The 20,297-nt window shown below is 67.7% G+C and carries 13 protein-coding genes; 7 read left to right on the top strand and 6 right to left on the bottom strand.

What is annotated here, in order from left to right; genetic code table 11:
• Positions 1-131: 131 nt before the first annotated feature.
• Positions 132-371 (bottom strand): type II toxin-antitoxin system Phd/YefM family antitoxin, encoded by a 240-nt coding sequence (locus A9Q02_RS18655; RefSeq protein ID WP_097654588.1) that lies wholly within the window; start codon positions 369-371, stop codon positions 132-134.
• A 467-nt stretch (positions 372-838) separates the two neighbouring features.
• On the opposite strand from A9Q02_RS18655, the gene A9Q02_RS18650 reads away from it, so the two are divergent.
• The 5 genes from A9Q02_RS18650 (at position 839) to A9Q02_RS18630 (ending at position 11,652) form a co-directional block, all read left to right on the top strand.
• Positions 839-3,580 carry a peptidoglycan DD-metalloendopeptidase family protein gene (locus A9Q02_RS18650; RefSeq protein ID WP_172451143.1) on the top strand — a complete coding sequence of 914 codons (2,742 nt, stop codon included), beginning with the start codon at positions 839-841 and terminating at the stop codon, positions 3,578-3,580.
• A 365-nt stretch (positions 3,581-3,945) separates the two neighbouring features.
• Complete coding sequence (locus tag A9Q02_RS18645; RefSeq protein ID WP_097654586.1) at positions 3,946-4,905, top strand: threonine ammonia-lyase; 960 nt, start codon at positions 3,946-3,948, stop codon at positions 4,903-4,905.
• A gap of 234 nt (positions 4,906-5,139) precedes the next feature.
• Positions 5,140-6,585: a CHAT domain-containing protein gene (locus tag A9Q02_RS18640; RefSeq protein ID WP_097654585.1), complete on the top strand. Its 1,446-nt coding sequence runs from the start codon at positions 5,140-5,142 to the stop codon at positions 6,583-6,585.
• Positions 6,582-10,187, top strand: coding sequence for a tetratricopeptide repeat protein (locus A9Q02_RS18635; protein ID WP_097654584.1), 3,606 nt, complete (start codon positions 6,582-6,584; stop codon positions 10,185-10,187). Before A9Q02_RS18640 ends, A9Q02_RS18635 begins: the two co-directional genes overlap by 4 nt.
• Positions 10,188-10,662: 475 nt before the next feature.
• Positions 10,663-11,652 (top strand): Fic family protein, encoded by a 990-nt coding sequence (locus A9Q02_RS18630; protein ID WP_097654583.1) that lies wholly within the window; start codon positions 10,663-10,665, stop codon positions 11,650-11,652.
• A 505-nt stretch (positions 11,653-12,157) separates the two neighbouring features.
• Here A9Q02_RS18630 and A9Q02_RS18625 read toward each other — a convergent pair.
• From A9Q02_RS18625 to A9Q02_RS18605, 5 genes are all read right to left on the bottom strand, one after another.
• The gene (locus A9Q02_RS18625; protein ID WP_097654582.1) at positions 12,158-12,370 is read right to left on the bottom strand and encodes a hypothetical protein; all 213 of its coding nucleotides are present in this window, start codon (positions 12,368-12,370) and stop codon (positions 12,158-12,160) included.
• 297 nt (positions 12,371-12,667) lie between these two features.
• On the bottom strand, positions 12,668-13,564 hold the full coding sequence (locus A9Q02_RS18620) for a magnesium chelatase subunit ChlI family protein (protein ID WP_172451141.1): 897 nt from the start codon (positions 13,562-13,564) through the stop codon (positions 12,668-12,670).
• Positions 13,565-14,834: 1,270 nt separating this feature from the next.
• Positions 14,835-15,251 (bottom strand): single-stranded DNA-binding protein, encoded by a 417-nt coding sequence (locus tag A9Q02_RS24420; protein ID WP_172451139.1) that lies wholly within the window; start codon positions 15,249-15,251, stop codon positions 14,835-14,837.
• 1,040 nt (positions 15,252-16,291) lie between these two features.
• Entirely contained in the window at positions 16,292-16,762 is a 471-nt protein-coding gene (locus A9Q02_RS18610) for a single-stranded DNA-binding protein (RefSeq protein WP_097654579.1), read from the bottom strand.
• A 1,226-nt stretch (positions 16,763-17,988) separates the two neighbouring features.
• Complete coding sequence (locus tag A9Q02_RS18605; protein ID WP_097654578.1) at positions 17,989-18,219, bottom strand: hypothetical protein; 231 nt, start codon at positions 18,217-18,219, stop codon at positions 17,989-17,991.
• A gap of 1,144 nt (positions 18,220-19,363) precedes the next feature.
• Between A9Q02_RS18605 and A9Q02_RS18600 the strand changes: the two genes are divergently transcribed.
• Together A9Q02_RS18600 and A9Q02_RS23895 are read left to right on the top strand one after the other, a co-directional pair.
• Positions 19,364-19,561: a hypothetical protein gene (locus A9Q02_RS18600; protein ID WP_097654577.1), complete on the top strand. Its 198-nt coding sequence runs from the start codon at positions 19,364-19,366 to the stop codon at positions 19,559-19,561.
• 494 nt (positions 19,562-20,055) lie between these two features.
• Positions 20,056-20,297, top strand: a 242-nt coding sequence (locus A9Q02_RS23895; RefSeq protein ID WP_216361557.1) for a hypothetical protein, incomplete at its 3' end; no start/stop codon positions are given.

Here is a 20,297-nt window from a genome sequence, read left to right as displayed (position 1 = left end):
GCAGCGCGAGAGACGCAAAGGCGCAACGGCGTAAAGACGCCAAGGCACAAAGACGCCAAGCTGATCCTTCAAACCTTCGCGCCTTCGCGCCTTCGCGTCAAACAAAGCGCCTTCGTTGCCTGATCCTGGGCCTACCCCTCCGGCGGCGCAGCGGCGGGCGGGCGGGCATCGTCGACCAGCGCCCGCAGCACATCGAACAACTCAACCGAGAGCAAGACCGCCGTCGGTTTGCCCTTCTGCGTGATCACCACGGGGCGCTGCTGCTGCGCCGAGCGCCGGATCATCGCCGCCAACGAACTGGCCGCTTGGGAAACAGGGAGCACGCCGTGCTGGAGGTCAATATCAAACATGTGTCGGGTGGAAGCGGGCATCGGGTTGGTTCCTTTCGTGCGGTTGGGTGGCCGGGGGCCTGAGAAGACAACGGCATACGCTCATGTGGCGTCATCCTACCACACCCTCGCATCCGTTGCCAAACAAACAGGGGCAAAGGGAGCAACAAATCCGCTGCTATGCCTGTGAGCTAATTCAGTGCGGTAGCACAAAGGTTGGCGCAACGGGGCGCAATGCTCCGCAGAGAGGAGCAACAAACCATCGGGGCATGATGACCACCAGGAAGCCACGCCATACGAGTACTATGCCCAAACAGGAAGATCGTACTACCGCATCCTGGGAGATCGCACAAGAGCATGGAGGGTGGTTTTGGTACAGATAGAATAAGCGAAGGGAAGGGAAGGGAGTGTTGAGGTCGCACGCCCATGAGACTGCGAGTCGATGGCAGGGGGAGCTTGCTGAGACGGCCCACCACGATCCGTTCCCGATGAACAGTAAGGAGCCTATTATGTTCCATCGGCCCAAGTTCCGTCACCTCGTTCGACTGCTTACCCTGATCGTCTTCACGTTGGTACTTGCCTCAGTGACCCCGCTCACCTCGGTCGATGCCCACCTTCCCGGAGCAGTGACCGCACCTTCACGTTCGGGATTACCCAACGCTGGCGAGGCGCAGTTCACCACGCCACTTGAGCCGCCCAACACCACAGAACTGGTAGACGCCGTTGAAGCGGCCGTCACCCGTTTCCTGGGCCAACCGCCAACCGCAGCGGTGATGATGGAAGATATCGTCTCCGACGCTGGTTGGGCTGCGGGCAGTGTGCTGATCACGGCCTCAGCGACCCGCCCTGGCCCCACGGCCTGGGTCTTTCTCGCCCGCCAGCAGGCAACCGGTTGGAGCGTTGCCCTTGAACCAGAACCGCAGTTCCAGACCTGGTTAGCCGAGGTGCCTGCATCAGTGATGAGCGAAGATCTGCAAGCCCTCTTCCGGATCGCCCCAAGCCTGGCGGGCAATGGGGCGGCGCAATTAAGCTTACCGTGGGCAACCGGTGAGTCATGGTATTTTACAGGCGGGCCACATGTTGGGGGCTTTGTGAACCCGCAGCTTTGGAATGCCATTGATTTTTCGGCAGGGACAGGTTCCGGCAATATCCACGCTGCGCGGGAAGGGGTCGCCTATACGTACACGACCTGTCCCAACTTCATTCGGGTGGTGCATAGTGATGGATGGAGGACGACCTATTACCATGTGGCTCAGAGCAGCATCAGTATCAGGAATGGTCAAACCATTCAACGGGGAACTTATCTCGGAAAAACCTCAGCTGAATTCGGCTGTGGTGGAGGTGCCGATGGCCCTCATGTGCATTTCAGCCTTGAGTTCAATGGACAAAGCGTTGCCTTTGATGGGGTTGATGTGGGTGGCTGGACCGTTGCCAATGGGGGAGCGGCCTATCAAGGGACAATGACGCGCATCCAAGATGGTTCAGTTCGTTCCGCCAGTATCTATTTGACTGCAGGGAACCATATTTACAACGATGGCACGATTGGCAGTGGCACAACACCACCGCCACCACCACCCCCAACCTACAGCGGCGAGTTTGTCAGCCAGGCCTTCCAGCCGCAGATGGTGGCCGGTAGCACCCAGCAGGTGCAGGTGCAAGTGCGCAATACAGGTACGGGGGCCTGGGATGCCAATACCAAGATCTATGCGCTCCCGCTCGACCAGAACCATCCGTTCTATGATCCCTCCTGGCTTGGGCCGTATCGCATTGCCAGCCCCGGGGTGGTGCAACCAGGGGCCATTGGCGTCTTTCAGTTTACCCTGCGTGCCCCGGCAACCCCTGGCTCGTATCGCATCGAGTTTGGCTTTGTCCAGGAGGGCAGTGCCTGGTTTAGTGCCCCGGCAAATGGGGCGGTCTTCTTCCCGATCACGGTCACAGCGGCGAGCGCGACGCTGCAGAATAACTCGTTTGAAGACCCCGCTGGCCCGGCTCCCTGGCAATGGCATGGCTCGTGCAATATGACCACCTATGAGTCGGGCACCTATGGCGTTACAGCGTTTCATGGCACGCGCTTTCTCGCGACCAACCGGGGTGAGCAGCCTGAGTGTACGTCGTTCTACCAGGATATTCCCTATGCGCCCACCCCAGGCGCAACCTACACCTTTGCGCTCATGATCCACGCCCCGCCCGGGATAACGCGCACGGGCACCCTTGCGCTCTGGGCGATGGGTGGCGAGCAACCCAATGCCAGCCGCACGTTCACGGTTAGTCAGCAGGGCTGGATGTGTCACGAGGTGAGTCTGCCGATCCAGCAGAGCGGCCATACCGGGCTGCGTGCCGAGGTCTACTTTCCCAACGAGGCGATTGGCGTTGATACGTTGTTTGACTATGCGCTGGTGCAAGAAGGAATCGCTTCCCTCTGCCCGGCGGTTGGGAGCGGCAGTTCGCGGCCAGGGGTCTTTGCGGCGGCCTACGAACGCAATCGTGCCAGCGCCACGCTGGGCTCACCAATGACCGGTGCCTTCTGGGGTGGCGAGGCGAATCCGGTGGTGATGCAATGGCTGACCGGTGCGGGTGACAGCCGCCACGCGATGATTTTCCACGATGAGGTGCGCGATCAACCGGCGGGGTCGGTGCCAGCCTACGTGTTGCACGGCCCGCTCTTCACGGAATACTGGCGACGCGGGCACGTCGATGCGTGGCTCGGGGCCCCCACCAGTGATGTCTTCACCAACGCCCAGGGGCAATTCCAAGCCAATTTCACCCATGGCTACCTGGTCTTGGAACCGCAACTGGATCAACCCGCCCAGGCGTATGCGTGGCCGACCCCAGCGACCGAGCACTGGTATGTGCGCTATTTCAATGGCATGAATCGTCAGGCTGGCCCAACCTGGGTGGAACATGTGTCCGATACGTGGGTGGCGCACAATTGGGAGTTTGAAGCCCCCGGCAATGGGCAGGTTGGCGTCTGGGATGATGGGTTCAGTTCGGAGTGGACGCGTACCGTGACGCTGGTTGGCGGGGAGTATGAGTTTTTTGCGTATGGCGATGATCGAGTGCAGGTCTTCCTCAATGACGAACCCTTGATGAGCGCCGCCTACCTCGAAGCGAGAAGGCTGCGCCGCACCCTCCCCACCGGCGTCTACACCTTCCGCCTCGAACACGAGGAGGATGAGGGCGGGGCGCAACTGCAATTTGCCTGGATGCGCCTCACCACGAGTCGGGTCTATCTGCCAGTGGTGCGCCGCTAGGTGTCAGCAGATCGCGTACCCGTTGCGCACCTGACGCCAGGATGGTCGCTTGCGCGGCGAGGCGGTGGCTTCGTCACCGCCTCGCCGCGCAAGGGCATGTCGCGAGGGGCGCACGTCCCAGTTCCACCAACACGGCGGCCCGGCACGGTGCATGTGCTCTCCGCCGTATACGTTCACATGTGGGGGAACAAGCACGCCTGGGCGCGAGGGCGTCCCACCCTCGCGCCCAAGCGAAGGGTGAACAGGCACGCTCCCCCAGGTTTTGGTATCATGCAGGGCATCTGCCGCCACACGCCATGGATGGAACGACGTTGCCCGCCCAGCAATGACGCCCTTCAGGCGACCAGAGAAGAAGCGTGCTGCCGATGAAACTGCCTACCTTTCACGATGTCCTCCGCGCCCAACGCCAGATCCGCCCCCACCTGGCACGCACCCCACTCCATCGCTACCCGGCCCTCGACGATCTGGTCGGAACAGCAACCTGGGTCAAGCACGAGAACTATCAACCAGTCGGGGCCTTCAAGGTGCGCGGCGGGCTCAACCTGGTCGCCCAACTCAGTCCTGATGAACGGATGCGCGGCGTCATCGCGGCCTCAACCGGCAATCACGGCCAGTCGGTCGCCTTTGCCGCCCGTCGCTTTGGCGTCCAGGCCCGCATCGTGGTGCCCGAGGGCGCCAACCCCGGCAAACTCGCCGCGATGACCGGCATGGGGGCGGAGGTGATCGTCCACGGGGCCGACTTCGACGCCGCCCGGCTCCACTGCGAGCGCCTGGCTCGCGATCATGGCTACCGCTACATCCACTCCGGCGATGAACCCCTGTTGATCGCGGGCGTGGGGACCCAGACGCTCGAAATGCTCGAAGACGAACCCGAGCTCGAGGTGATCATCGTGCCCATCGGCGGGGGCAGCGGGGCCGCCGGAGCGTGCCTGGTTGCCCATGCGATCAACCCCACCCTTCAGGTGATTGGCGTCCAGGCCGCCGCCTCCCCCGCAGCCTACCACTCCTGGCACCAACGCACGCTCACCTGTGCGCCCAACACAACCCTCGCTGAGGGGTTAGCCACTGGCAGCGGCTTCGCCATGCCCCAGGCCATCCTCTGGGAACGCCTGGCGGACTTCGTCCTGGTCGAGGAGGAGGCGATCCTCCAGGCGATGGTCAGCATGCTCGAACGGGCCCACACGCTCGCCGAAGCGGCAGGGGCCGCACCGCTGGCAGCCGCCCTCCACCTGCGCGAGCGCCTACGGGGACGGAAAGTCGGCCTGGTGTGCTCAGGTGGGAACAGTTCGCTCGCCCACCTGCGCCAGGCCCTCAAGGAAGGATGAAACAGATCACCAGCCTAACCTCCGTTGCCAAACAAACAGGGGCAAAGGGAGCAACAAATCCGCTGCTATACCTGTGAGCTAATTCAGTGGGCCACGACGGAAGACCCCGCCTGGCCGCGTTCCCAGCGCCACCTTGCCTGCGGAGCCACACGGCATCCGTCAGCCCTTCCCCTCGCCCTCAGATCGCCTATAATAGGGGCATGTGTCCGCAGCCGACCTTTCAGGGGCCATGCCATGTCTGATCGCCTCGCCGCCGTCGATCTGACCCTGACCCTCGGTGTCACCGCGACCGGCTACGTGGCCGAGGCGCGGCTGACCCAACCGAGCAGCCAGGCCGACGCGGTGCTGGCAAGCGCGGTGCCGCTCGCCCTCGAACCAGCCGCTCTCCTGGCCCACGCTCTCGACCCGGTGGCCTATGGGCAGGCGCTGACAACCCAACTCTTCGCGGCCCCGGCCCTGCGTGACGCCTGGCAGCAGGCGCGGGCGCTGGCCCACGGCACCAACCGGCCCCTCCGCGTGCGCCTCAGCCTGCCCGCCGACGCCGCTGACCTCCACGCCCTGCGCTGGGAAACGCTGCGCGATCCGAGCAGCGACCTGCCCCTAGCGTGTGATGAACGCATCTTCCTGGTACGCACGCTGGCGAGTAGCGAGCTTCGTCCAGTGACGCTCGGGCCACGCCCTGACCTGCGAGCGCTGCTCGTGGTGGCCAACCCACATGATCTGGCCCGCTACCACCTGGCCGCGCTTGAGGTCGCGGCAGAGGTTCAGCGAGTGCGCGACGCGCTGGGGGCGACCCCGCTGACGATCATCGGCGACCACGCCGACGCGGTGAGCCGCCGCGCCACGCTGACCGCGCTCCAAGCCGCGCTGCGTGAGGCCCCGACGATCTTCTGCCTCGTGGCTCACGCCACGTCCACCGCGACCGACACCGTGCTCTGGTTGGAAGCAGCCGACGGGACGGCGGCACGGGTGCCAGGCCAGGCGTTGAGCGCAGTGTTCAGCCACCTGGCCCGCCCGCCCCTGCTGGCCGTGCTGATGGCCTGCACCAGTGGCGGGGCCAGCCATCAGGCCGGGGCACTGGCGGCGCTGGGGCCGCGCCTGGCCCAGGCTGGCATGGGCGCGGTGCTCGCGCTGCACGACCGCCTGAGCCTTGCGGACGCCGCGACGTTTTTGCCGACCCTATGGCGCGAGGTGGCCCGCGACGGCGCACTTGACCGGGCCACCGCCGTCGCCCGCGCCGCCCTGCGCGACCGCCCCTCCTGGTGGGTGCCCGCGCTCTGGCTGCGCATGCGCGACGGGTATCTCTGGGAGGCCAGCCCGCCGCCTACGGCCCCGCCTGGCGGGGTGCATATCAGCGGTTCTGTGGGGACGGTGCAGCAGATCACCGTTAGCGGCGGCAGCGTCGGCGCGATCATTGGCCGCCAAGTCAACGTCAGTGCGGTACCACCGACGCCTATGGGGAACACGATCAACCCCATCGCTACCCAGCGCACGCTCCTGGAGGCGCACCGCGCCACGCTGGGCCACTACCTCCATCAACTGGCCCTCACCGGATCGGCCCACGCCCGGCCTGAAGTGAGCCACGGCATCGCCGAGGCCCGCGCTGGAATTGCCCGCGCCAAAGCGGCCTTGACGGCCTTGGGAGCACCCGCCGACGAGCACCCGGAGGATAGCCTATGAACCCGCTGGCCCCGCTCACCGCTGCCTTGGCCGCCGCCCTGCCGCACGAACTCACGGTACACGCCGACGAACTGGCGGCCCTCCTCACCCTGCCGCCCCCCGCCCTCGCCGCTCGCCTCGCTGCCCGGCCTGTCATGGCGGCGGCCCTGGTCAGCCTCGTCGGGCGACCCCTGGAGGTCGAGGGCCACGCGCTGCAGATCATCACGGGCCCCGTTGACACCGTCCAGCAGATCACGATCACCGGGGGCTTCGTCGAGCGCATCATCGGGCACGAGATCCATGTTCACCTTCCACCGGTGCCACGCGTGATTGACCCCGTCGCCGCCCAAGAGTTGCTCGCCGCGCTGCCCCTGGAGACCCTCGCGCCCGTGGCCCCATTGCCCGAACTGCACCGCATGCCCTTCGCCCGCAATCCCCACTTCGTCGGGCGTACGAACGACATGCTCGCGCTGGCGCGGGCGCTCAAGGGCGAGGGCGGCACCGCAGCACTTGGCTCCACTGCGGCGACAACCGGCCTCGGCGGGGTGGGCAAGACCAACCTCGCCACCGAGTTTGCCCACCGCTACGGCCAGTTCTTCGCTGGCGGCGTCTTCTGGCTCTCCTTCGCTGACCCCGCGAGCATTCCGCTCGAGGTCGCGGCCTGCGGCCTGGCCCTCGACCTGCCCAGCTTCGCGGATCTCGCCCTCGACGACCAGGTGCAGCGCGTCCGGTCAGTCTGGGCGCTCCCCATCCCGCGCCTGCTGATCTTCGACAACTGCGACGCGACCGAGCCGGGCCAGGCCGAGGCCCTGATCCAGCAGTGGCGTCCGCCGACCGGCGGCTGTCGCGTGCTGATCACCAGTCGGCGAGGGGTATGGAGTACCAGCCTGGGCGTGACCACCCTGCCCTTGGGCGTCCTGAGCCGGGACGAAAGCCTTGCCCTGTTGCGCAAACATCGCCCCGAGCTGGCTGTCGACGACCCGGCGCTTGCTGCCATTGCCGCCGAACTCGGCGATCTGCCGCTGGCCCTGCACCTGGCCGGAAGCTACCTGGAAACCTATGCCGACAGCCCGGCCTTTGGCGATCCTGCCACCTTCCTCAGCGAACTGCGCGCGGCGAGGTTGCTTGACCACGAAGCACTGCAAGGGATCGACAGCACGCCCTCGCCGACCAACCACGCCTTGCACGTCGCCCGTACCTTCGCGCTGAGCTATGAGCGCCTGCTGGCCGACGACCCCACCGACGCGCAAGCGCTGCGGCTGCTGGCCCGGACAGCGCACCTCGCCCCCGGCAACCGCGTCCCCCGCGATCTAGCCCTGGCGACGCTGGGGCTAGCAGCGGATGATCGGCTCGGGCAGCGGCACGCCGAACGAGGGCTACGCGAACTCCTCAGCCTCGGCCTCATCGAGCGCGACGGCAGTGACGGCCTGCGCATGCATCGGCTCGTCGGAGTCTACGTGCGCAAGGTGAGCCATGATCCCGACGCGCAGGCCGACGTGGAGCAGGTGGTCATCCAGTTAGCCAGGAACATGGTGGACGCCCCAACCCTGGCCCCGCTCACCACCTTCCTCCCCGTCCTGCGTGGGGTCACCGACGTGGCGCTGGGACGGGAGGATGAACAAGCGGCTTCGCTCTGCGCTTGGCTTGGGCGGCACTTGGATCGCTTGGGCAGCTATAGCTTGGCTCAGCCTTACGTCGAACGCCTCCTGACGATCTCTGAGCACGCAGTGGGAGCCGACCATCCCACGACCGCCGCCAGCCTGGGCAATCTCGCTGCGCTGTACCACGCGCAGGGGCAGTACGAGGCGGCGCTCCCACTCTCTGTACGCGCCCTGGCGATCTTTGAGCAGGCGCTGGGGATGAACCATCCCACCACCGCTACCGGCTTGAGCAACCTCGCCGCGCTGTACGACGAGCAGGGGCAGTACGACACCGCCCGCCCGCTCTACGAACGCGCCCTGGACATCAGCGAGCGGGTGTTGGGGGCCGACCATCCCGACACCGCCACCAGCCTGGGCAACCTCGCCGGGCTGTATCAAGTGCAGGGGCAGTACGATGCGGCCCGCCCGCTCCTCGAACGCGCCCTGGCAATCCACGAGCACGCGCTCGGGGCCGACCATCCTGATACCATCACCAGCTTGGGCAACCTCGCCAAACTCTACCGGGTGCAGGGGCAGTACGCCGCAGCGCTCCCGCTCGCCGCACGCGCCCTGGCGATCCGCGAGCAGACGCTGGGGGCCGACCATCCTGACACCGCCTTAGGCCTCAACAACCTCGCCGCGCTGTACCACGCGCAAGGGCAGGACACCGCAGCACTCCCGCTGTACGAACGCGCCCTGGCGATCACGGAGCAGACGCTGGGGGCCAACCATCCCAATACTGCCACCAGCTTGGACAACCTCGCCGCGCTGTACGACGAGCAGGGGCAGGACGACGCGGCCCACCCGCTCTACGCACGTGCCCTGGCGATCCGCGAGCGCGTGCTCGGCCCTGACCATCCCGACACCGCTTTAAGCCTCAACAACCTCGCCGCGCTGTACCATGCGCAGGGGCAGGACGACGCAGCACTCCCGCTGTACGCACGTGCCCTGGCGATCCGCGAGCGCGTGCTCGGCCCTGACCATCCCGACACCGCTTTAAGCCTCAACAACCTCGCCGCGCTGTACCATGCGCAGGGGCAGGACGACGCAGCACTCCCGCTGTACGCACGTGCCCTGGCGATCCGCGAGCGCGTGCTCGGCCCTGACCATCCCGACACCGCTTTAAGCCTCAACAACCTCGCCGCGCTGTACCATGCGCAGGGGCAGGACGACGCAGCACTCCCGCTGTACGAACGCGCCCTGGCGATCTCTGAGCACGCGCTCGGGGCCGACCATCCCACCACCGCCATCAGCTTGGGCAACCTCGCCGAACTCTACCGGGTGCAGGGGCAGTACGACGCGGCCCACCCGCTCTTCGAACGCGCCCTCGCGATCCGGGAGCAGGCGCTGGGGATCGACCATCCCACCACCGCTGCCAGCCTGAGCAGCCTCGCCGAACTCTACCGGGTGCAGGGGCAGGACGCCGCGGCGCTCCCGCTCTTGGAACGCGCTCTGGCGATCCGAGAGCAGGCGCTGGGGGCCAACCATCCTATCACCGCTACAAGCCTCTACAACCTGGCGATCAATCACTTCTACCAAGACAATGTCCAGACCGCCGAGCAACTGATGGGCCGGGCACATGAGATCTATGAAGCCCGCCTCGGGACTGACCACCCCAACACGCAGGACTCACGCCAGAGTCTTGATGCCATCAGACAACGCCTCAGTGGAACCACCCACCGACCACCCACCGACCCCACCGCGGCCTTCGCCCACCTCCTCGCCGCCATTGCCGCCGTTGCCACCGGCGATGAGGGGCCACGGCAGGACGTCACGGCGGCCCTGGCCCAACTTGAGCAGCAGGGCTGGAGGTTGCGCGGGCCAGTCGAGCGCATCTGGGCGGGGGAGCGGGATCGCGCGGCGCTCGTGGCGGGCCTTGACGAGCAAGACACCGCGCTGATCGAGCGGGTGCTGGCGCTGATCGAACACCGTCAAGCACGACGATCTCCCCTAGCCTGGCTCCGTGACCTGTTCCGCCGCTAGGCTCACCCGCCGCTGGAATGATCTGCCACAAGGCCATCCTGAGCAAGCCGCACCAGCGGCGAACCTAGCATGGCGTGAGCGACGCTCAGGCGGGCGACGGCATCAGCCACAGTGTCAAGCCGTTTTTTGCCGTTATGGCACACCAGCATCCGGCTTCAGCGGGGGTGATTTGCCATTATGGCAAATCAGCTTCCGGCTTCAGCGGAGGCGATGGGTCTCGTTGGCATACCAGCCTTGGCGCTCCCGTGAGCCAGCTCAGCGGCGCGGCGAGGGGCCGCGTCGGGCCGTCGTCGCCTGCCGCTGCCAACACCATGCCTGGACTTCGTCACCAGCGCCAGCGGGGAGCTGCGCACGCACGGTGGGTGGGCCAGGGCCGTTGCCACGCACCCTCCTGGCAACCGCGCTTACTGCCTGGAAAAAGGTATCGGTTTATGCTATACTTTGCCATACCGATATCTTTTCTTGGAGTACCCCAATGGCCCCTGAACCGCGCATGGATCCCCGCCTCGCTCGTCGCCTGGCGGAAAAACAGGCCCTCCTTGAGGCCCGACGCCCGCTGTCCGACGCGACCCTGCGCCAGCTCCACGCCGATCTTCAGGTGCGCTTGACCTTCCATTCCAATGCCATCGAGGGCAATACGCTCACCCTGCGCGAGACCCAGCTCGTCATTGAGCACGGGCTGACCGTGGGGGGGCACGCGCTTCACGAACATCTGGAGGCGACCAATCATGCGGCGGCGTATCGGTACGTGCAGGCCCTGGTCAACACGGCGACGCCGCTGACCCTGGAGGTGGTACGGGAACTGCATCGCCTGGTGACGGATCGGCTCCTGGACGAAGCGGGCCAGTGGCGGCACGGTGCGGTCAGCATTCGCGGCTCGCTCCTGCAGCCGCCGCCGGCACGGGAAGTGCCCGCCTTGATGGCGCAGTGGCTCGCCTGGCTTGACGCTGACGGGCAGCAGTACGATCTGATCACGCGGGCGACCCTGGCACATCATGGCTTCTTGGCGGTGCATCCCTTTCGTGACGGCAATGGGCGCACCGGACGCCTGGTGCTCAATCTGCTGCTCATGCGTGGCGGTGCGCCGCCAGCCCTGCTCCTCCAAGAATGGCGGCTCGGCTACCTGGCAGCGCTTGCACAGGCGGATCGCGGGCGCTGCGGGCCGCTCCTGAACCTGGTGGGTCGTGCGGTCGAAAGCGGCCTCGATCTCTACCTGGAAGCCTGCGACGCGACCCCAGACGAAACCTGGCTGCCCCTGAGCACGCTGGCCGCCACCTCACCCTATAGTGCCGAATACCTGGCGCTGCTCATTCGCAAAGGGCGTCTGGAAGGCTCCAAACGCGGCGGGCGCTGGCACAGCACCCCAGCCGCGCTGGCCCGCTATCACGACGACCTCACTCACGGGCGCATCCCGCGTGGCCGTCCCCCGGGAAGAACCACGCGGGATGCGCCAAGCGAAGCATAGCGCTGCGGTGCAGGGCTGAGACACTAGCTAACCCTCCCGAGACTCTGCATCAGCCCTGGCAACAGCGCTTGCTTCCTCCAAAAAGGTATCGGTCTATGCTCTCCTTTGCCATACCGATATCTTTTCTTGGCGTAGCGCAATGGCCCCTCACGAACGCACGGCGGCCGCCTCACCCAGTGGCACCGCGCAAAACACCGCCTCCTGAACGCCCACCGCCCGCGCGCGGAGGCTCCAACGGCTTGGCACAGCGAGGGAGGCGCGTGCCCACGCCCACCGCCCGCGCGCGGAGGCTCCGCTTCTTCCCTGGCGCAGCGCTTCGCCTGTCCCTATGCACCCCTTGTGTCCAATGGGGACACAAGGGGTGATGGGTCGCGTCAACCCCTTGTGTCCTCATTGGACACAAAAAGAGCGTTGGTAGGGTCATTTTGCCAATGATGGTGATCAGCGGCGCTGGGCGCTAGGCGGATGGATGCAACGATCTGCGCCCATCCGCCCAGCAGGTAGGCTAGCGCTGGGAAACGCGCAGCGGTCGGATGAATTCCGGATCAAGGGGAACGCTAATCGTCTCTGCTTGCCATGGATGCCGAGGATGATCGCCGTTGTAGATTGTCACTTCGACCATCTGCTCATCAGCGTTGATAAACTCCACCTCGCCGTCCCACCAGCACGCCCGATCATCGTCCCAGGCACGTACCTTCATCCCAATTGTCAGTTGCATGGGGGCCTCCTTCTGCAGCAAGCGGTCTCCGTGGCATGCCAACGCCACACTGCGGGGAGGCGGGGCAGGGCGCATCGCGTCGCCGGCCTGCCGGCGATCTTGACCCGTGTCGCCGCCTCCCCGCGGTGTGGCACGTTGCGGCCAGGAAACCCGCGCCGCAGCGAGGCACCTCACCTGGGCAGCGGGGCGCGGGTGTGTCTGGCGATGGCGCGGGTGGGCCGGACGAGGTGGCGATCGACGCGGATGGGGCGGGCCAAGCGCAACGAGGCGCAGTTGAGGGAAGCACGGCTGTCCGCGTTAAACGGCGGAGGGCAAGCGATACTGCAGAGCTTCAGCGACGTGCGCCGGGCCGATCAGTTCCATTCCAGCCAGGTCGGCGATGGTGCGGGCGACCAGCCGCACATGCTGGCGTTGGGTGGCGGTGAGGGCCAGTTGGCGGGTGGCAACCGCCAGGAGGTGCCGGGCAGCGTGATCCAACGTCACCTGTCGTGCGACCTCGGTGGGGGGCAGCGTGGCATTGAAGCGCCACTGCCAGCCGCCGCCGCTGCGTTCGGCTTGCCGCTGCCAGGCCGCCGCCACGCGGGCACGAATGATCGCCGCAGGTTCGTCCTGCGCTCCAAGGGGCTGACGATCAGGCATGCGGCTGGGTACCTGCACCACGAGCGCGAAGTGCGAGAGGATCGCCGCACATGCAGACCGCCATGCTTGATCATGGGCCTCGGCCGTTGCAATCAGCAGCAGGTTGGCGGGCAAGGTGCCCCCTCGTGGCGGCACGACGATCCGTTCGGTCAGCACCCGGGCCAGATGTGCGCTCGCGTGATGAAACTGCTGAAGGTTGGCGAGCAACAGCATGCCGTCATGGGCCTGGCTTACGAACCCTGGCTGGAAGGTGCCGCGCCCTCCACCCAACAACCCTGGCAGCGAGCACCCCGGGGGCGGGCAGCACCACGGGCGTTCGGCAGCGCGTAATTCCGGTGACACCTGCAGCGAAGCGGCGGTATCCAGCGTCGTCGCTGGGTGCAGGGGCACCCCTGGGGGAACGAGGTCAGGCACCATGCGTGCCAATCGCAAGGTTGGCGCATCGGACGCGCCCACAAGCAACACATGGTGGCCCCCGGCCACCGCAATTTCCAACGCTCGCTTGACATGGGCTTGGTCAGGCAACGCTCCGCTCGCTTCCTCATGAACACACATTGATCTTCCTTCTGTGGGATAGCTCGGAAAACGCCCTGAGCAACACCGCGCCCGTGGCGCGGTACGTTCGACCACAGTGCGCCACCTAAGCCAGTAGAATCCGCCGAGGAGGGCAGGCGGCGATCGTGCTTGGGCACACATCAAGGTCGCCTGTCGTCACAACGAGGAGGGAGGCAACGATCGAGACTGGCGCAGGGTGAGGTTGTGCGCATCCGGCGCACGCATCTCCGGCGCCACGCTGCCGCAGGCCCGGCTCAGGGTGCGGGATGCACCGGAGCATCCTCAACCCGACCCGGCTCCACGCTGCCGCAGGCCCGGCTCAGCGGGCCCGCCCGCCCGCGCACGACCAAGAATGCTTACGCCCTGCCCAGAGCGACGCGAGGCGGGCGGGCCTGGGAGCCTTCCAACCCGGCCCGGAACCACGCTGCCGCAGGCTCAACTCAGCGGGCCTGCTCGCCCGCGCACGACCACGGACGCCTACGCCCTGCCCAGGGCACCGCGAGGCGGGTTGGCCTGGGAGCCTCCTCAACCCGGCCCGGCGCCACGCTGCCGCAGGCGCGGCTCGGCGGGCCTGCTCGTCCGCGCACGACCACGGACGCTCGCGCTCTGCCCACGGCTACGCGAGGCGGGCGGGCCTGGGAGCCTCCTCAACCCGGCCCGGCTCCACGCTGCCGCAGGCTCAGCTCAGCGGGCCTGCCCGCCCGCGCACGACCACGGACGCTCGCGCTCTGCCCAAGGCTGCGCGAGGCGGGTTGGCCTGGGAGCCTCCTCAACCCGGCCCGGCGCCACGCTGCCGCAGGCTCGGCTCAGCGGGCTGGCCCGCCCGCGCACGACCACGGACGCTCGCGCTCTGCCCAGGGCACCGCGAGGCGGGCGGGCCTGGGAGCCTGTCCAACCCGGCCCGGTACCACGCTGCCGCAGGCTCAGCTCAGCGGGCCTGCTCGCCCGCGCACGGCCAAGAACGCCTACGCCCTGCCCAGGGCACCGCGAGGCGGGCGGGCCTGGGAGCCTGTCCAACCCGGCCCGGTACCACGCTGCCGCAGGCTCGGCTCAGTGGGCTTGCCCGCCCGCGCACGACCACGGACGCTCGCGCTCTGCCCAGGGCGACGCGAGGCGGGCTGGCCTGGGAGCCGCCTCAACCCGGCCCGGCTCCACGCTGCCGCAGGCGCGCCTGACGGGCACTGTCGGTACGCACGCCAGGTGTGCCATGCGGCCCCAGCCGCATCGGAGCCGTCCAGGCGGCCCCTTGCCGCCTGGACGGTGTCCGCGCCTAGAAGGGGATCTCTTCCTCCTCGTCGATGACCGTCAGTTCGCCATCAACGGGATCCGCTGGCAGCGCGGCAGCCACGACATCCTGCTTCCGGGGCAACGGGGCCGCCTCGGTGCGGAGCACGACCATCTCGACGCTCGTGCGCTTGAGCCCCTCCTTGTCGGTGTACTCGTTGCTCTGCAAACGGCCCTGCACGCTGATCCGTTCCCCTTTGCTGAAGTTCCCCAACACGTCGGCGGCATTCCCAAAGGCCACGAGCCGGAACCAGTACGTCTGCTCGTGCCAGACCTCGTTCACCTGGTAGCTGTTGCGTACGGCGAGGCTCGCGGTGGTGATGCGGGTGCCCGCTGAGTTGGTGCGCAATTCCGGCGTTGCCCCCAGATGGCCGGTCAGTTCCACCCGATTGATCGTCTCCATGTGCGTGTGTCCTTTCGGTGGTGCGCCTTGCAGCGCGGTTGGCTTTCGTTCCTGACCCAGACACGCCACCTGCGCCTGGGCTGGGGTCAAGGAAGCAGGCCTACCAGGCTTGTTCGGGGGCAGGGGGTCCCCGAAAGGCGGTAGGCCCCTTGCGCCAGGCCAGGACGCTGTGGCAGGCTGAACCGGGCAGAACGCAAGCCATACCGCACCGCCAGCGAGGGCAGCCGCAGGACACCGGCACATGACGAGCACGGGGAACGCCGCACGGTCTGGCTGGACGGGGCAAGCCGAGCGCACACCAGGGCAGCCGCCGTCAGGCCCAGCGGCTGACGCTCGAGCGTACCTGGGCTTCGAGCAGCGGCACGCGCACGCTGGTTGGCCGTGCCGGAGGGATGCCGTTGGCAGGGGCGCAGCAAGGGGGTAACGGGGCAAGGGCGGAGCGGAGCAACGCAAGGGCCAACGGCCAGGGGCGACCGAGCACGCACGGAGGCCGTGCCCCACCCAGAGGCGGCGGGCCTGAAGCAGACTCCTGCGTGCGCACCCGCGCGCCAGGGCTCCTTGGGGCAACCTGGTCGTGCGGTGAGGAAGAAACCCTCTGGCGAAACCGCCCGAGGCGGCCAGAGGGCCATCAAGGTGCGCACGATGGCGTTCGCGTGCGCACGGTCGTGCGCGACGCACGCATCGCCGTCCGCAGCGGTTCGCAGCGGTTCGCAGCGGTCTGCGGATCATGAGGGCGCGGACCGGGTTCGTCCCGTGCGACCGGAGCGGCAAGCGGCGCGCACGGGACGAACCGACCGCGATTGCAGATGGTAGCTGTGGGATTGTTGCTTGGGCTCAGCGCATCTGGACGCGCTGAGCGGCGTGTTGATGCGCAAACCGGTCGCCTGGCCCTGCACAAGGACAGCGTGCCAAACATCCGCCGTGCGTTGCTGGGAGCATGGGCGGGCGGCCCGCCCGTGCGCCCGGGCCGCCCAAATTCCCAGAGAGCTGTGCGCGCCACCCAGGGAAGCGGCGCGCTTCCCTGGGTGGGCCAGCGGTGGCTACGCCGCCGCCTTCACCCGCCGTCGCCGTGGCTTGGGGGCCACTAGGTCATCACGCGACAGCTCCAAAACCACCGGTGGCGGTGCGGGCGTGGGCGGCAGATCCTCGGCCACGGGGGCCGACGAAGCCATGGCATCGTGCTTGGGCGGCAGCGGGGCAAGCAGCGCCTGGAGCACCACGACCTCAACCGTCGTCCGCTTGACGCCCTCCCGGTCGAGGTAGCTGCTGGCCTGCAACCGCCCCCGGATGTTCACCCGTTCCCCTTTGGCAAAGGTGGCGAGCAACTCAGCGACAGCGCCAAAGGCGACAAGCCGGAACCAGTCGGTGCGCTGCAGCCAGCGCTCCCCCGTGAGATAGCGATGATGGACAGCGAGGCTGGCTTTGGCAACCAGGGTTCCAGCAACGGTAAAGCGCAGTTCCGGTTCAGCACCCAGATTGCCGGTCAATTCCACGTGATTGTGCGCAGGCATACGGTCGTTCCTTTCGGTGGTGCGCCTTACGGCGCGGTTGGCTTTCGTTCCTGACCCAGACACGCCACCTGCGCCTGGGCTGGGGTCAAGGAAGCAGGCCTACCAGGCTTGTTCGGGGGCAGGGGGTCCCCGAAAGGCGGTAGGCCCCTTGCGCCAGGCCAGGACGCTGTGGCAGGCTGAAGCGGGCAGAACGCAAGCCATACCGCCCGGAGTGGCCAGCCGCAGGAACGCCTGACTGGGCAGCAAGCGTCACGGGATAAGGCACGCCTGGGCTGCACCGGCACGCCGCTGAGCGCCAGGAACCTCACGCAGTGCGCAACATGCCGCCGCCATCAACGAGCAACGAACATGGGGGCATGCAGGCACACCCACCCGCGCCAAGGCGTCGCCAGCGGCTATGAGCGCCCCGCCCCTGCGCCAGTGGGAACGCGACGGGGGGCGCAACGCAGGCAGGAGTTACCCGTATCCAGGGGGCAAGCGGGATACGGTGCGCAAGCGAAACAGGCGAGATCGGCCCGCTCCAACGCCCCTGAGCGGCGATCGCCGGTGGGCACCGCACCCTCCGCAGCGTGACCGCACGGGCCAGCGACCGCACGGCGGATCTGGGCAGCGAGCGTCCTGGTGCCCCTCCTGGCAGCGGGATGACCGACGCGGCGATCAGCGGAGGGCACCGCCACCGGCAACGCGCCGCGAGGCCCAGCGGAGGGGCCCAAGCAACCCGGCCCGGCTCCACGCTGCCGCAGGCGCGGCTCAGCGGGCCAGCCCGCCCGCGCACGGGCAAGAACGCCCGCGCTCCGCCCAGAACTGCGCGAGGCGGGCAGGCCCGGGAGCCTTGCCAACCCGGCCCGGCTCCACGCTGCCGCAGGCGCGGCTCAGCGGGCCAGCCCGCCCGCGCACGGGCAAGAACGCCCGCGCTCCGCCCAGAACTGCGCGAGGCGGGCAGGCCCGGGAGCCTTGCCAACCCGGCCCGGCTCCACGCTGCCGCAGGCGCGGCTCAGCGGGCCAGCCCGCCCGCGCACGGGCAAGAACGCCCGCGCTCCGCCCAGAACTGCGCGAGGCGGGCAGGCCCGGGCCTTGCCAACCCGGCCCGGCGCCACGCTGCCGCAGGCCCAGCCCAGGGTGCGCCCGCACCGGGGCAACGCAGGCCCGCCCCGGCACCACGCGGCCGCAGGCGCGTACGGCGCGCTACGCAGGCCTGGGCTTCCAGGCGTGCGTAGCGCGCGCAGCTAGGTGCCATAGTAAGGGTTCGCCCGTTCAAAGGCGTTCCACTGGGCCAGCAGGAGCGCCCCGGTGAGGTTCCCCTGCCGGATCATCGTCGCAAGCTCGTCATCGCGGGCGGCCTCGTCCAGCAGCAGCGCAAACTCCTCGGCGTTCATGCTCACCCCAGGCTCGGCTAAGACACGGGCAAGCGCGGCGTGGTCGGCGTGGTTCAGGTTCTCGTCATCAATCCTGGTCATCGGCGCTCCTCCCTGGGTTGGTGCGACCGGTCGTGCCGGTTCGTGCGCCAGACACGCCACCTGCGCCGCCCTGGTGACAAGGAAGCAGGCCTACCAGGCTTGTTCGGGGGCAGGGGGTCCCCGAAAGGCGGTAGGCCCCTTGCGCCAGGGTCAGGCGCTGTGGCAGGCTTGCCGCAGAACCAAGGCACCGTCCGCTGGCGCCCACCCAGGGCAGGGAAGCGTCCGATCAACCAGGAAGGCTGACCGGGAACCACCGCACGACCAACGCTGTCAGCGCGTGCTGCGACGCCGCAGCGGGGGAGCCTGAGGAACGCCGAGGATGCGCTGCGCGACGAGGGAGCCGCCGCGAGGGAGCGCCGCCGACGATCGGCGGCGGGTGACCACGGGCGCGCACGAACGGCCATGGTAAGGTCGGCACGCGGGCAACCCTGACGGGCGCAGCCCGTCCGCGTGGCAACCACGCTGCCGCAGGCCCGGCCCAAGGCTCCGCCGGGGCCGCAGTAACCCGGCCCGGCTCCATGCTGCCGCAGGCTCAGCTCAGCGGGCCTGCTCGCCCGCGCACGACCAAGAACGCCCGCGCTCCGCCCAGAACTGCGCGAGGCGAGCAGGCCCGGGAGCCTTGCCAACCCGGCCCGGCACCACGCTGCCGCAGGCTCAGCTCATCGAGCCTGCTCGCCCGCGCACGACCAAGGACGCCCGCGCTCCGCCCAGAGTTGCGCGAGGCGAGCAGGCCCGGGAGCCTTGCCAACCCGGCCCGGCCCCACGCTGCCGCAGGCCCGGCTGATCAGCCCTGCGACCCGACGCCTCCGCTGCCATCAGCGCTGCCGCGCAACGGCGCTGATGCTCCGAGGCGACCCGGTGGGTTTCACCGCAGAACCGAGGCATGGGCAGCGACCGCACACCGCGCAGCGAGCACGCTGATCATCATGCCGGGGCAGGGAGGCTCAGGACGCAAGCGAGCGCGGCCGGGCAGCATCTCGTTCCAAAGATGATCATGAGCATGCAACCGACCGGTGTAACCCGATGATCCAGGCACCGCGATGATCAGGCCAACGCGAGCAACCGGCCAACGCGAGCACCAGAAGCGCCGTGATGATCAGGGCAACGCGAGCAACCGGCCAACGCGAGCACCAGAAGCGCCGTGATGATCAGGTTAACACGAGCAACCGGCCAACGCGATGATCATCAACGCGAGCAGCCGGCCACCGCGATGATCACGATGTATCGGCACGGGGATCTGGGCACGCTCGGTGGCCTGATCCGGTCACCAACGAACCTATCCGCCCACTATGCGCCAACCCAGTCCACCCAACGCACGCGCCACCGAGGAGGGGCTGGATGACGCTGCGTGCTGAAACGCACGGTCGCTCACTCACGCCTGCACCGCGTCCTGATGCGATGCAACGCCTCGCTGGGCTGCGCGAGCCGCAGCGTTGGCCCCTGCGTGGTACCCCTGCGTCACGGGCGCAGGGGTACCACGCAGGGGCCAACGCAGGGGTTACAGGGGCTGGCGTTGGGGTTGCATACGAGGTTGACGCTGGGGCTGACGGCGTACGCGGGCAAGCCCACCCTCGACACGTGCTGGTGAACCCGCAACGAGTACAAAGAGAGAACGTGCGTACTATGGAGCGCGTTCCGGCAGCAGAACGTCATCACGTGGGACGTGAGCATGCCGCCCCAAGCAGAGCAAGCGACAAGGCTCACCGATACGGTAAGCCCGTGGCACGCTGCCTTCATCGGATCGGCAAACGCTGGTTCGCCCCTGGTAATGGCTTCATGGTATCCTCAGAAACGGAGCGAGGCGTCGTGCGATCTCTTTCTCATCTGGGGTAGCATATGGATCAATCCTTGATCGTTCTTGGCTTCACCATCGCCGTCGTGGTCATCGTCGTCGGGAGCATCGTCGCCCTGCTGGTCGTTGTCGCCAAGCAGCGCACTCGACAACCGACCCCGCGCCGATCCCGGGCGGCCCACGCTGAGCTCGAAGCCGCACCGCTCGACCAGCAACGCGCCCTGGAGCCTGAACCAGCCACGCCTCAACCGCAACCCGCCATGCCATCGCCCTATCGCGCCCGCCA

Source organism: Candidatus Chloroploca asiatica, from assembly GCF_002532075.1.
Lineage (GTDB): Bacteria > Chloroflexota > Chloroflexia > Chloroflexales > Chloroflexaceae > Chloroploca > Chloroploca asiatica.
The sequence above is the reverse complement of the archived record's forward strand: the minus strand, read 5'-3'. Positions and strand labels throughout refer to the sequence as shown.